General features: G+C 73.9%; 10 protein-coding genes. 1 reads left to right on the top strand and 9 read right to left on the bottom strand.

Annotated features, from left to right (window positions below; all coding sequences use genetic code 11):
• Positions 1-35: 35 nt before the first annotated feature.
• The 5 genes from AC24FB_RS07065 to AC24FB_RS07045 form a co-directional block, all read right to left on the bottom strand.
• Positions 36-1,382 carry an ABC transporter substrate-binding protein gene (locus AC24FB_RS07065; RefSeq protein ID WP_425715703.1) on the bottom strand — a complete coding sequence of 449 codons (1,347 nt, stop codon included), beginning with the start codon at positions 1,380-1,382 and terminating at the stop codon, positions 36-38.
• Positions 1,383-1,573: 191 nt separating this feature from the next.
• Positions 1,574-2,506 carry a carbohydrate ABC transporter permease gene (locus AC24FB_RS07060; RefSeq protein WP_425715704.1) on the bottom strand — a complete coding sequence of 311 codons (933 nt, stop codon included), beginning with the start codon at positions 2,504-2,506 and terminating at the stop codon, positions 1,574-1,576.
• Positions 2,503-3,324: a carbohydrate ABC transporter permease gene (locus AC24FB_RS07055; protein ID WP_463653979.1), complete on the bottom strand. Its 822-nt coding sequence runs from the start codon at positions 3,322-3,324 to the stop codon at positions 2,503-2,505. Before AC24FB_RS07055 ends, AC24FB_RS07060 begins: the two co-directional genes overlap by 4 nt.
• A gap of 176 nt (positions 3,325-3,500) precedes the next feature.
• Positions 3,501-3,956 carry a SprT-like domain-containing protein gene (locus tag AC24FB_RS07050; RefSeq protein WP_425715706.1) on the bottom strand — a complete coding sequence of 152 codons (456 nt, stop codon included), beginning with the start codon at positions 3,954-3,956 and terminating at the stop codon, positions 3,501-3,503.
• A 4-nt stretch (positions 3,957-3,960) separates the two neighbouring features.
• On the bottom strand, positions 3,961-4,377 hold the full coding sequence (locus AC24FB_RS07045; protein ID WP_425715707.1) for a hypothetical protein: 417 nt from the start codon (positions 4,375-4,377) through the stop codon (positions 3,961-3,963).
• Positions 4,378-4,560: 183 nt separating this feature from the next.
• On the opposite strand from AC24FB_RS07045, the gene AC24FB_RS07040 reads away from it, so the two are divergent.
• Entirely contained in the window at positions 4,561-6,054 is a 1,494-nt protein-coding gene (locus AC24FB_RS07040) for an NAD(P)-binding domain-containing protein (RefSeq protein ID WP_425715708.1), read from the top strand.
• Between the two features lie 97 nt (positions 6,055-6,151).
• Here AC24FB_RS07040 and AC24FB_RS07035 read toward each other — a convergent pair whose 3' ends face one another.
• The 4 genes from AC24FB_RS07035 to AC24FB_RS07020 all read right to left on the bottom strand — a co-directional run bounded on the left by AC24FB_RS07035 (position 6,152) and on the right by AC24FB_RS07020 (position 13,384).
• The gene (locus AC24FB_RS07035) at positions 6,152-6,430 is read right to left on the bottom strand and encodes a GNAT family N-acetyltransferase (RefSeq protein ID WP_425715709.1); all 279 of its coding nucleotides are present in this window, start codon (positions 6,428-6,430) and stop codon (positions 6,152-6,154) included.
• 149 nt (positions 6,431-6,579) lie between these two features.
• Positions 6,580-7,371: a hypothetical protein gene (locus tag AC24FB_RS07030; RefSeq protein ID WP_425715710.1), complete on the bottom strand. Its 792-nt coding sequence runs from the start codon at positions 7,369-7,371 to the stop codon at positions 6,580-6,582.
• Positions 7,372-7,690: 319 nt separating this feature from the next.
• Positions 7,691-8,737: a hypothetical protein gene (locus AC24FB_RS07025; protein WP_425715711.1), complete on the bottom strand. Its 1,047-nt coding sequence runs from the start codon at positions 8,735-8,737 to the stop codon at positions 7,691-7,693.
• Positions 8,738-8,887: 150 nt separating this feature from the next.
• A complete protein-coding gene (locus AC24FB_RS07020) occupies positions 8,888-13,384 on the bottom strand; it encodes a DUF3418 domain-containing protein (protein WP_487561431.1) in 4,497 nt (1,498 codons plus the stop codon).
• Positions 13,385-13,502: the final 118 nt, after the last annotated feature.

Below are 13,502 nucleotides of genomic sequence, written 5' to 3'. Positions count from 1 at the left end.
AACCGCAATCTCGGCGAAAGTGAGAGCGGGCGGGGCTACTCGATGCCCATCTCCGCGTTGCCCTCCTCCTGCGCCTGGGCGAGCGCCTCCTCGACCGGGATCGCGCCGAGGAACATGTCCTGGAAGATCGGGGTGATGACGTTGGAGCCGGCGTTGATCTCGGCGCCGATCGGCGAGGGTGCGGTCGGCTCCTGGGCGGCGTCGACGAAGACGGACACGTCCACGCCCTGCTCGGCCCAGTAGTCGATGTATCCCTGCTGGGCGTCCACGGCTCCGGGGAACGCGGCACCGGTCTCGCCGAGCGGGGCCTGCCCCTCGGCGGACCCGAGCCAGCGCAGGACCTCGGTCGTCGCGTCGAGGTGCTCGGACTCCGCGTTGCCGACGGCCGCGACGCCGTGCACCACACCGATGCGCCCCTCCGGCCCGCCGACCATCGGCGCGATGCCCCACTCGAAGTCGGCGTTCTCGGCGATGTGGGGCAGGGAGTACGGGCCGGACTGGAACAGGCCGAGGTCGCCCTGGACGAACAGGTCGCGCGAGAAGTCGCCGTTGACGTTGGTGTCAGCGGCCGACGGCGCCACCTCGTGCGTGTTGACGAGGTCGACGAGGTACTGGAACGCCTCGATGCCCTCGGGGGAGTCGAACGCGAAGCCGTCGGTCTCCGGGTCCTGGAACAGCGCGCCGTTCTGGGCGAGGAAGTCGACGTAGATCGCCTGGAGGTCGGCCTGGCTGTTGAAGCCGTAGGTCTCCCGCGCCCCGCCGTCGAAGCCGTCCTCGCCGGGGTGGCGGCCCTCGGAGTCGGTGGTCAGGGCGGTCGCGGCCTCGAGGAGCGTGTCGCCCTCGCCGGCGCCGGGTCGCCACTGGAGGTCCTCGACGTCGATCCCCGCCTCCTCGACCAGCTCCGCGTTGTAGAACAGGGCGATCGAGTCCCACAGCTGGGGCACGCCGTAGTTGACGCCGTCTCGCGTGTAGAGGTCGACCACGGACTGCTCCCACTCGTCGTGGTCCTCGCCGAGGGCCTCGTCGATGTCGATCAGCGTGCCGTTGTCCGCGTACGTGCCGAAGTTCGAGGTGTTCGTCCAGAAGATGTCCGCCATGTCCCCGGACTGGACGTCGAGGGGGAGCTGGGTCCAGTAGTCGGCCCAGGGGATGACCTCGACCTCGACGGTGATGTCGGGGTTCTGCTCCGTGAACGCGTCGAAGGAGGTCTCGTACGCCTCGGCCGCCACCTCGTCCCAGAGCCGGACGGTGACGGTGGTGCCGCCCTCGCCGCTCCCGGACTCGCCGGAGGAGTCGTCGGACCCCGGCGAGCACGCGGCCAGGGTCAGGGCCGTCGCCGCCAGCAGGGCGGTGGTGGTCAGCGGTCGACGGGCACGGCGCATGGGGTCCTCCAGGGAGCCTCCGGTCACGGGAAGTTGAATATTACATGAGTTGACCGTCACATCCCGCGGATGTTCGCGGGTCGGGACGTGGGACGAGGGTGACGTCGGCCGGGTCTGCGGTCACCACGCGGGACCGGCGACGATCGGGGTCGGCCACCACTGATGGTCGACGACGACGATCGGGTGGGCCGTCAGCGCACCGCGCCCACGCCGATCGCCCGCGTGATGTGCCGCTGGAAGATGAGGAACAGCACGATGAGCGGCGTCATCGCCACGACGGCGGCGGCCATGACGAGGACGATCCGGTCGTCGTACTGGGTCTGCATCGCCGACGTCGCCGTGGTGAGCACGTGCCACTCCGGCCGCGGCGCGATGATCGACGGCCACAGGAAGCTGTTCCACTGCGTGACCACGGTGATGAGCAGCAGCGTGACGACGATCGGCCGGTTCATCGGCAGCACGACCGACCACAGCCGGCGCAGGACGCCCGCGCCGTCGAGGGTGGCGGCGTCGAGGAGCTCGCGCGGCATCGACCGGAAGTTCTGGCGCAGCAGGAACACGGCGTAGGGGGAGCCGAGGACGAACGGGACCACGAGACCGGCGAACGTGTTCTTCAGGTCGGCGAGCGTCATCATCGTGTACAGCGGGATGATCGTGACGACCGCCGGGACCATGAGCGTGGCGAGGTAGCACCAGAACAGCAGCTCGCGCCCCCGGAACTCGAGCGTGGCGAACGCGTAGGCGGCGAGGATCGAGCTGACGAGCTGACCCACCACGAGCACGACCACCATCTGCAGCGTCACCGCGAGCGGGACGATGAAGTCGCCCTCCTCACCGAACAGGGCGCGGAAGTTCTCCAGCGTGAGCGGGTCGGGCAGGGCGAGCGGTCCGTCGGCCACGTACTGCCGGTTCGTCTTCAGCGCCGTCATGAGCGGGAGCAGCAGCGGGGCGAGCGTGACGACCGCCCCGGCGAGCAGGAGCAGGTAGGTCAGTGCGTGCGCGGCGCCGCGCCCGAGCGAGAACGGGCGACGGCGGCGCGCGGGGCGGGGGGCGTCGTCGTCGGGGGAGGTCTCTGGTGGAGGACCGGCCGCAGAGAGCTGGGTGTCCGGCTGGTTGGTGCTCATGACATGTCGTAGGTGGTGCGCGACGCGAACCACCGTTGCTGGACGAGGGTGACGACCACGAGGAGGGCGAACAGGACGACAGCCATCGCCGACGCGCTGCCGAGGTCGAGGGCGACGAACGCCTCGTGGTAGATCCGGGCGGCGATGACGTCGGTGCTGCCGGAGGGGTACCCGGGGCTGCCGCCCGTGAGGCCGTACACGAGGTCGTAGACCTGGAAGCTCGAGATGATCGTGGTGACGAGGACGAAGAACATCGTGGGCCGCAGCAGCGGGATCGTCATCGACGTGAGCAGCCGGAACGGTCCGGCGCCGTCGAGCCGGGCGGCCTCGTAGATGCTCGGCGGGATCTGCTGGAGACCGGCGAGGAAGAACAGCGAGACGTAGCCGATCGAGGACCAGGCGGAGACGACGGCGACCGCCGGCAGCGCGAGGGCGGGGTCGCTCATCCACTCGACGCGCTGGCCGAGGACCGCGTTGACCGCGCCGTTGCTGGGCGCGAGCATCCACTGCCACACCACGCCCAGGGCGAGCGGGGAGCACACCCACGGGAGCACGTAGATCACGCGTAGCATGCCCGAGCCCGGCAGGTGGCGGTTGAGCAGTACGGCGAGCCCGAGGCCGGCGCCGACGGTCAGCGGGATCGCGATGAGCACGTACAGGGCCGTGACGAGCAGGGAGTTGCGGAACTGGGAGGAGCTCGCCAGATCGACGTAGTTGTCCACCCCGGCCCAGGTGGGCGGGGAGAGCAGGTCGTAGTCGGTGAGGCTCATGGCGAGCACGAGCAGGACCGGAACCGCCAGGAACGCGATCAGCCCGATGAGCGACGGCGCGAGGAGGGCGTAGGCGGCGGCGGTCTCCCGGCGGCGCCGTGCGCGGGCCGACGGCGGGAGGGCTGCGTGGCTCGTCCCGCCCGTCGACGGCGGGGGGCCGGAGGGGGGCGGCGTGGCGGCCGGAGGTGCGGAGGCCGGTACCGGGGCGGACCGGGCGGTCGGGGTCACGCCGCCCCCCGGACGTAGGTCCACTCGATGACCGCGGCGCTCGTGCGGGTGCGGGGGCAGCGGCGGCACAGGTAGGTCGCGCGCGGGCGCTGGAAGCGCTGGTGCTCGTGCCCGGCGGGGCAGCGGCCGACCCAGGGGGCGGGGACGGTGGGGCTGTCGGGCCGGGTGGTGCGGCGCGGGGTGCCGCCGATGCGGACGACGGCCGCGCGCCACCGGGGGCCGTGGCCTGCCTGGGCTCCCGCGAGGGCGTGCCCGATCTCGTGGAGGATCACCTCGCGCACCTCGTCCTCGGTGTAGAGGCCGACGAGGTGGCGGGACAGGGTGATCCGCTGGTCGCGGTAGTGGGTGGCGCCGGCGCGTCGGACGGCGCGGTCGAGCCCGACGGACCACCCCCGCAGGCCGTGCTCGGCCACGAGGGAACGTGCGAGGCGCAGCGCGCCCGGTGCGTCCATCGCCCTACGCCCGGCCGGTGTCCGGGTCCGCGTCGGCGTCGCCGGCCGGGTTGGTGTCCGGGGCGTGGCCGGTGGCCGGGCCGGGGTCGTCCGCCGGGCCGGCGGAGCGGTGGTCGTCGCCGGGCGGGGTCGTGCCGGCGGGGGGCTCGTCGTCGTCGGAGGATGCCCGGCGAGCCCGGGCCGCGCGCCACGCGCTGAGGGAGGCCACGAGGATGACGGCGAGCATGAACCAGCGGACGGGGCCGCGCGTGGCGCTCGCGACGATGACGACGATGACCGCGAACGCGATGACCGAGACCGTCGGCATGCGGTGGAGCGGCGAGCGGCCGAAGCGGACGGGCTCGTAGGGGCGCGAGGCGTCGTTGCGGCGTCGGCCGTCCCGGTGCGCGTCGTCGCGCTCCGGCGAGTCGTCCATGGTCACCGGGCCACGGTACGTTCCCCCGCCGCCGGTGGTCCCGCGCCCGGCCGACGACGTGTGGATCCCCACGCGGGAAGCGCCCTGTGGTGACGGCGTGCCGGCGGTGCAGCCGGGGTGAGGCCGGTGGCGAGGCGCGAGGCCTTCGTAGACCGGTGGAGGGTGGACCCGCCGGGTACCGTCGCGATCATGGACGGCCCGGCGACGCATCCCGACCGCGGTGCGCCCGAGGCGGTCCGGCCGTCCGACCCCGACGAGCTCGGCGCGACCGCCGTCGCGAGCGGAGAGGACGTCGACGTCGACGACGGCGCCGGTGCTCTGCGCGACGACGGTGTCCTGCGCCAGGACCGCGACGACGAACCCCTCCGCGACGGAGGCGGCGAGCGGTGGGGCGAGTACGTCGGGTCGCGGGAGCCGCGGCCGGGTCCGACCGGCTGGGTCCCGGTCCTCTCACCGACCGGCGACCCCGACGGCGAACGGCTCACCGTCCGGCCGCGCCGCCTCCCCGGAGACCTGGGCGTCGACGGGGCGACCGACGAGAACGGCCACCCGATGGATCGCGGGCGGGAGGATGCGCGGGAGGTCGACGTCGTCGTGATCGGTGCCGGCCAGGCCGGCCTGTCCACTGCGAACCGGCTGCTGCGGCGCGGGTTCGTCGGGTACTCGGGCGACCCGGCCGAGCAGGTCGGCGCGCCGCGGCACCGGGGGGACGTGCGGGACTTCGTCGTGCTCGACGCCGAGGACGGGCCCGGCGGGGCGTGGCGGCACCGCTGGCCCACGCTGACGATGGCGACCGTCAACGGGATCCACGACCTGCCGGGCGCGGGTTTCCCGCAGCCGGACCCGCGCGAGCCCGCGGCCACCGCCCTCCCGCGGTACTTCGCCACGTACGAGGACATGTTCGACCTGCCGGTCCTGCGGCCCGTGGTCGTCACGAGCGTCGAGCGCGTCGACGACGACCCGCGCGGCCGCCTCCTCGTCCGCACCGACCACGGGAGCTGGGCTGCGCGGGCGGTCATCTCGGCGACCGGCACGTGGTCGCGACCGTTCTGGCCGAGCATCCCCGGGTCGGAGACGTTCCGCGGTCGGCAGCTCCACACGCACGACTACGAGGGCCCCGAGGATCTCGAGGGCGAGCGGGTGGCGATCGTCGGGGGCGGCATCTCCGGAGTGGGGCACGTCCTCGAGATCGCGCGCGTGGCGGAGACGTTCTGGTACACCCGCACGCCGCCGCGGTGGAAGACCGACATGTTCGACCAGGACGCCGGGCGCGGGGTCGAGGAGCGGGTGGCCGCACGGGTGGAGCAGGGACTCAGGCCGCTGCCGGTGGTCGCCGAGACGGGGCTGTTCCTCGGGCCGGCCACGCAACGCGCGATCGACGCCGGGATCCTGGAGCGGCGGCCGATGTTCGGCTCGATGACGACGAGGGGCGTGGTCGAGGCCGACGGGACCGTGACGCCCGTCGACACGATCGTGTGGGCCACCGGCTTTCGCCACGAGCTGCGCCACCTGCGGCCGCTGCGGATCCGAACGCGCGACGGCGGGGTGCTCGTGCGCGGGACCGCGGTGGTCGACGAGCCGCGGCTGCACCTCGTGGGGTACGGGCCGGCGGCGTCGACGATCGGGGCGACGCGGGCCGGGCGCCGCGCGGTCGCGGCGATCGTGGAGCTGCTCGACGGGTGACGGGAGCGGCCCTTCCCACCAGTGAGGGACTTTCGCCCCCAATGGTGGGCTTTGACGGTCCCGGAAGCGGCCCCCACGCCCGCGGACAGCGGCCTGACTACGCCCGGATGTCGGCGAACTCCGGGTGGCTGTCCATGTAGTCGACGACGAACGGGCACACCGGCCGCGCCGTCCCGCCACGCTCGCGCACGTCCGTCAGCGCGAACTCGACCAGCCGGCCGGCAAGCCCCTGGCCCCGCTGCTTCGGGTCGGTGAAGGTGTGGTCGAAGACGTGCATGCCGCCCTCGAGGACATAGGTGGCCTCGCCGGCCTCCTCGCCGTCGACCGTGATGACGTATCGGCTCTTCGCGGGCTCGTGGGAGATCTCGGTGCTCATACGGCGACGCTACGGCCCCCGGCGCCTCAGCGCTCGGGGGCCGTAACTGGTGTCGTTCGTCGTCGGGCAATGGTGGTTGTGATGGCCGCGGCAGCCGCCGGATCTCCGGAACGGCAGGTCACCCCGGCGCCATGCCCGACACGGCTGCGTCAGCCGGCGGCCAGCTGCAGGCTTGAGTCGATGGCGTCGACCATCTCGGTCGAGTCGCCGTTGACCGTGACGGTCAGCTGCATGAGCTCGCCCGTCGCGGAGTTCTCCACGATCCAGTGGACCTCGCCCGGCTCCAGCCCGATCGTCTCGAACCGGTAGATCCGCATGCCCTCGGGGGCGGCCACCTCGGCGTCGTCCCAGGAGATGCGCGGCGGGAGGTCCTCCGACATCGTCGCCTCGAAGTCGGCGATCTCCTCCTCGAAGGAGTCGTCCATCGCGTGGTTCTGCGGGCCCTGCACGACGAGCTGCTCGGACGCGTGCGGGTCGGTGGCCTCGGTCGCCGGCATCGCCCAGGTCCAGTAGCCCTCGTCGTCACGGTCGGCCTGCGCGTCGGCGGGGAGCTCGAAGGCCACCCAGCCGGCCTCGGCCAGCCCGGCGCCGGACTCCGCCGGCGGCTCCTCACCCTCGGCGGGCGGCTCCTCGCCCTCGGCGGGCGGCTCCTCGCCCTCGGCCGGGGGCTCCTCCGCGACGGGCGGCTCCTCGCCCTCCGCAGGCGGCTGGGCCTCGCCCGGGTCGGTCTCGGCGGGCGCCTCGTCCTCGGGTGCCTCCTCCTCCGGCGCCTCGCCCTCGGGCGCGTCGGGCTCGTTCTGCTCCGGAGGCGCGACGTTCGAGTCGGGCGGGGTGGAGCCGTCCGGGTCGACGGTGTCGTCCCCGGTGCTGCACGCGGCGATCGAGCCGGCGAGCAGGAGTGCGGTCGTGGTGGCTGCGGCGTATCGGCGGATGGTGGACATGGTGTCCTCCTCTCGGGACCGGTGGTCCCTGTGGACCCGGTCGGGTCCGTCGCGTCGTCGGGGATTCCCCCTCGGTCATGGAGGCGATGACCTGCCACCGACTTGCGTGCCAACGACGCTATGAGCCGCCCGGTGCCGCCGCACGGCCGGTCGGCGGGTACTTGATACCGGGGACCTCTGTCCCCGGCGTGGGACGTCGCCGCAGGTCCGGGGCGAGGACGCACAACCTTGCACGACGACGAACCCCTCGTGCCCCGCCGCGCGGTGCTGCCGGCGCCTGCGCGTCCGCACCGATCACCGCGGCCACGGCCGCCCGTGACTACGGCACGTACGGGGCGTGCGGCACGGGCCGCTGGTCGTCCTCGATGTACGCCCAGGCGCACGGGAAGTACCCCGGCATGCCGGCGAGCGCCGCGGGCTGCTCGTCGTACATCAGGTGGACGAGCATCCAGTTCGGGCGCCACAGGAAGTGGTGGCCGGACACGTCGACCTCCATCCACCAGTCGGGGGCGGGCTCCCCGATCGGCGCGGAGCCGTCGGTCGGCGCGGCGTGGATCTCGACGTCGCCCGCGGGCCACATCTCGTCGCCCGCGTACTCGACCTGCGGGCAGATCCCGCCCTCCCCGGACATGCCGCCGGCGAGCACCGGCCAGCCGTCCTCGAGCGTCACCTGCCGGGTCACCGGGATGGTCCCGCCATCGACACAGGGTGCAGCGCTGCCTGCCGGTCGAAGCTCCTCGACGACGACGAACACCTCCCCCTCGCCGGTGACCGAGAGGACGTCGTCGCCGCAGCCCGACTGCCGGGCGATCGGGCTCTCCACCTGCACCGCCGCCTGCGACTCGGGGTCCCAGCGCCAGACGTACCAGGTCTCCTCGTACGCGTTGCCGTCGAGGACCTGCAGCGACGCGGCGGCGTCCTCGTGCCCGTCCCCGTCGACGTCGGCGTAGGCGACCGCGTCCGACACGGTGAACTGGCGCAGCCCGTCGCCCTCGGCGGGCACCACGGACTCCCCGGTCAGTGCCTGCCGCCACGACTGCGCGGCGAGGTCGACGTCGCGGATCGAAGCCCCGGGCTCCTCCGTGGCGGGCGCGTCGGTCGGCTCGTCGGCGCCCGATCCGTCGGCGGGGAGGGCCTCGCCCGTGGCCGCACCGTCGCTCGCCGCCTCGCCGGAGGCGGACTCCACGGCGTCCGGCGAGCCGGCGTCGGCTCCGTTCCCCGTGTCGTCCCCGGCGGGGTCGGCGTCGTCGGGCGGCGCCTCGGCGGGCGGACTCGCGGATCCGTCGTCCTCGGTCGATCCGCCGCACCCGGCCAGGGCGAGGGCGAGCGCGACGAGAGGCACGGTGCGTCGGAGCGGGGAGGACATGGGTGGGGCCTTCCTCGTCGATCCCCCTGCGTCGGCGCTCGGGGGTGCGCCTGCTCAGATCCTTGTCAGTCCGCCCCCCCGGCCGCAAGACCCTGCACGACGACGAACCACGCCGCGTCCGCTACGCCGCACTCTCGACCAGAGGACGGGCTAGCCCGCGAGGGCCGCCGCGATCGCCTTGCGCACCCGGGTCGTCGAGACCTTGACCGGCGTGCCGAGCTGCTGCGCGAACAGGGAGACCCGCAGCTCCTCGATCAGCCACCGGACCTCGTCGAGCCTGGTGAGCGCCCCGATGTCGTCGCCGGCCCGCTGCCGCGCGGTCGCGAGCTCGTCGACCATCTCCTGGACCTGCCAGGCGGCCGCGTCGTCGGCATGGACGTTCTGCGCCGCCCGCTCGAGCCGGCGCTGCGCGGCCGTGAGGTACCGCGCCACGTGCACGAGGTGGGCGGGCCCGGTGGCCGAGACGAAGCCGTCGAACACGAGCTCCCCGACCGCCGCGCGCACGTCCGTCACCGCCCCGAGCAGGTGGATGCTGTTCGAGTCCTTGATCGTGGCCTGCAGCTCGCGCCAGGCGTTCATGATCCGCACGACGATCCCCGCCAGCTCGGCCACCCGGTCCTCGAGCCGGGTGCGCACGTGCGCGACCAGGGCGTCGAACTGGGACTTCTCCCGCAGCATCCCGGCGCCGCCGGTCACGTGCTCGGCGCACCAGTCGTCGACGATCTCCGTGGCGGCGGCGAGCTGGAGGTCCGCCACGAGCGCGCCGGTGCTCGGGTAGGGGGAGGTGGCGAGGGCGAGCGCGTCGGCGCCGGTCCACCGGGTGGAGACGCGCTGCTCGGCCAGTGCGGTCGCCGCGAGGGCGAGCCGGCGCACGCCGCGGCGGTGGGCGCGGACCTGGGCGGCGGCGTCGGGCAGCACCCGCAGCGCCACGTCGGTCCGCTCCTCGACCAGCGCCGGGTAGCCGCGGACCACGAGTCCGGCCGGGCCGAGCGTCTCGACGCTCGCCGGGATCGTCCCGCCGCTCACCTCGGGCCAGCCGGTCAGCTTCTCCTGCTCGACGCCGGAGCTCGCCCCGGGTGCACCGGGTCCGCCTCGGCCGGCGTCACCTCGCCCGGCACCTGCTCCGCGCGAGCCGGCACCGCCGCCGGCGGAGCCGGCGTCGTCGCCCCGGTCGTTCGTCCCCGGGCCGCCGCCGGACCGCCCGGGCGAGCCTCCGGCGTCGGGCCCCGTTCCTCGGCCCTTCCGGCCGCGACGCGAGCCGCGAGGTCCGTCCGCGCCCGGGTGGCCGGCCTCGGCCATGGCCACCGCGACGGCGCCGCGGACCGCGGAGGCGACCGCGGACTCGACGGCGGGGGCGAGCTCCCGCTGGAGGGAGAGCAGCGAGTCGCCCTCGCCGAGCACGGCCCCCTTGGCGGAGACGACGCGGAACTTCATCCGCAGGTGACCGGGCAGCTCGGCGGACTCGCGCCAGGCGGCCTCGTCGATCTCGACCCCGCGGACCTCGCGCACGGCGCTCGCGAATGCGTCCTGCCAGGCCGGCACGGTGGTCGGGTCGACCCAGCCGCCCCTGGCCTCGGCGTCCCCGGGCGCGGCGGCGACGGCCTCGTGCCAGCCGGGCATCGCGGCGAGGACGGCGCGGGCGACGTCGGGCGCCGGCACGAGCTCGCGCCGCACCCGCTTGGGCAGGGCCCGGATCGTCGCGACGGCGAGCTCGTCCAGGTAGCTGGGCACGAGCCAGTCGAATCCCTCGGGGCGCAGGCGGCCGAGCACCTCGACCGGGACCGTGGCGGTGATGCCGTCGGCCCAGGCACCGGGCGTGAAGTCGTAGGAGAGGGGGAGGGTGAGGTCGCCCTGCCGCCAGGTCGAGGGCTGGTCGGCCTCGGTCACCGGGTTCTCCGGGACGAGGTCGGCGAGGGTGAGCGTGAGCAGGTCCGGCTGCTCGCGCTTGGTGCGCTTCCACCACGTGTCGAAGTGGCGGGCGGAGACGGCCTCGGCGCCGACCCGCTCGTCGTAGAAGGCGAACAGGGTGTCCTCGTCGCCGACCACGCCGCGCGTGCGCAGGCGGGCCTCGACCTCCTTGGCCTCCTCGACGACCGCGGCGTTGTCCGCGACGAACCGGTGGTGCGTGCGCCACTGCCCCTCGACCAGGGCGTGGCGGATGAACATCTCGCGGGCCAGCTCGGCGGCGGTGGTGTCGCCGATCTGCTGGTCGCCCAGCTTCCCGAGCAGGGCGGGGCGGTCGGCGGCCAGCGTCATGCCGTAGAGCAGGACGCGCTCCTTGACCATCGCGGCCCCGTTGCGCGTGGACCAGTAGGGCTCGGAGTACGTGCGGCGCAGGAGGTGCTCCGCCGCACGCTCGACCCAGTCGGGGTTGATCCGCGCGACCGTGCGCGCGAACAGGCGCGACGTCTCGACGAGCTCGGCGGCCATCACCCACGCGTAGGTCTTCTTCGACAGCCCCGATCCCGGCCACACGACGAACCGGGTGCCGCGGGCGCCGGCGTAGTCGCGCTTGCGCTCGTCGTAGGACCCGAGGTTGGACAGCAGGCCGGTGAGCAGGGCCTGGTGGACGGAGTCGGCGCTTGCGGCGTCCGAGCTGCGGCCGAGCGCGGCGACGGTGGAGGCGACGAGGTCGGTGTCCGGGGTGTCGACGTCGGCGGCCGGCGGGAGCGCGAGCGGCTTGAGGTGCAGGCCGAGGGGCTTGGCCAGCTGGCGGAGCTGGGTGACCACGTCCTGCCACTCGCGGATGCGCAGGTAGTTGAGGTACTCGCCCTTGACGGTGCGTCGGAAGGCCGAGCCGGACAGGTCGCGCTGGAGGGTGCGCAGGTAGCGCCACAGGTTGAGGTAGGCGAGGAAGTCCGAGGTGTCGTCGGCGAACCGGCGGTGCTTGGCGTCCGCCTGGGTCTGCTTCTCGACCGGCCGCTCGCGCACGTCCTGGACGGACAGGGCCGCGACGACGATCATCACCTCCGCCGCGCAGCCGAGCCGTTCGGCCTCGAGCAGCATGCGGCCGAGCCGGGGGTCGACCGGCAGGCGTGCGAGGTCCCGGCCGACGCGGGTGAGCTCGGTCGAGCCGGGCTCGAGGGCGCCGATCTCCTCGAGCTGCTGGACGCCGTCGCGCACCGCCTTCGTGTCCGGCGGGTCGACGAACGGGAACTGCGCGACGTCGCCGAGCCCGAGCGCCGCCATCTGGAGGATGACCGAGGCCAGCGAGGTGCGGAGGATCTCCGGCTCGGTGAACTCGGGTCGGTTCTCGAAGTCGCGGCGCGAGTACAGGCGGATCGCGACGCCGTCCGCCACGCGGCCCGAGCGCCCCGAGCGCTGGGCGGCGCTCGCCCGCGAGATCGGCTCGATCGGCAGTCGCTGGACCTTGGTGCGCGTGGAGTACCGGGAGATGCGCGCGGTGCCCGGGTCGATGACGTAATGGATCCCCGGCACGGTCAGCGACGTCTCGGCGACGTTGGTGGCGAGCACGACGCGCCGGGTCTGGTGCGGGGCGAACACGCGGTGCTGCTCGGCGGCGGTCAGGCGCGCGTAGAGCGGGAGGATCTCGACGGCGCCCGGCACCGTCGAGCGGCCGCCCGGTGCGAGGTAGCGCTCGCCCAGGTGCTCGGCGAACGCCACGTGGGTGTCCCGGATCTCGCGCTCGCCGGAGAGGAAGACGAGGATGTCGCCCGGTCCCTCGGCCTCGAGCTCGTCGTAGGCCTCGAGGATGCCGGTGACCTGGTCGATCGGCTCGTCGTGGCCGGTGGAGGCGTTCCGGTTCGTGGGGGTGGTGCGGGTTGCGGGCGCGTTGCGGCCGGCCGCCGAGGAGTCGGGGCGCCGGGCGGGGGGTTCGTCGTCGGGCCGTTCGTCGTCGTGGGCGTTGTCGGTCTCGTCCTCCGTGTCCGCGACGAGCGGGCGGTAGCGGACATCGACCGGGTAGGTGCGGCCCGTGACCTCGACGACCGGCGCCGGGCCGGCCATGCCCGCAGCCTTGCCGAAGTGCTCGGCGAACCGCTCGGAGTCGATCGTGGCGGAGGTGATGACGAGCTTGAGGTCGGGGCGGCGGGGGAGGAGCTGGGCGAGGTAGCCGAGGAGGAAGTCGATGTTGAGGGACCGCTCGTGGGCCTCGTCGACGATGATCGTGTCGTAGCGGCGCAGGAGCGGGTCGCGCTGGATCTCGGCGAGCAGGATGCCGTCGGTCATCAACTTGACCAGGGTCGTCGCCGAGACCTCGTCGGTGAACCGGACCTGGTAGCCGACCTGCTTGCCCATCTCGACGTCGAGCTCGGACGCGATCCGCTCCGCGACGGACCGCGCGGCGAGCCGGCGGGGCTGGGTGTGGCCGATCATGCCCTCGACGCCGCGGCCGAGGTCGAGGCAGATCTTCGGCAGCTGGGTGGTCTTGCCGGATCCGGTCTCGCCCGCGACCACGACGACCTGGTGGCTCGCGATCGCCGCCGCGATCTCGAAGCGGCGCTCCGCGACCGGGAGCTCCTCGGGATAGCTGATCACGGGGACGGCTGCGCGCCTGGCCTCGATCTGCTCCGGCGTGAGGGGGCGGGGGCCGCGGGCGACCCGGTCGGCGCCGCGGGCGGCTCCTCGGTTGCGGCGGTTGCCGCGGTTGCGGGTCCGGCCTCGGTTGCCGGTGGAGCGGGAGGCCATGGTGTCGCTGCCGGAGCTCGTGTCGGTGCCCCCGTTGCCGTTGCTGCCGCCGTTTCGGCTGCGGCTTGAGCGCGTGGTGCCGGCTCCGTTCCGGGTGGGGCCGTCGTTGCCGCGCCGC

This window comes from Georgenia sp. Z1344 (assembly GCF_057652375.1).
The sequence above is the reverse complement of the archived record's forward strand: the minus strand, read 5'-3'. Positions and strand labels throughout refer to the sequence as shown.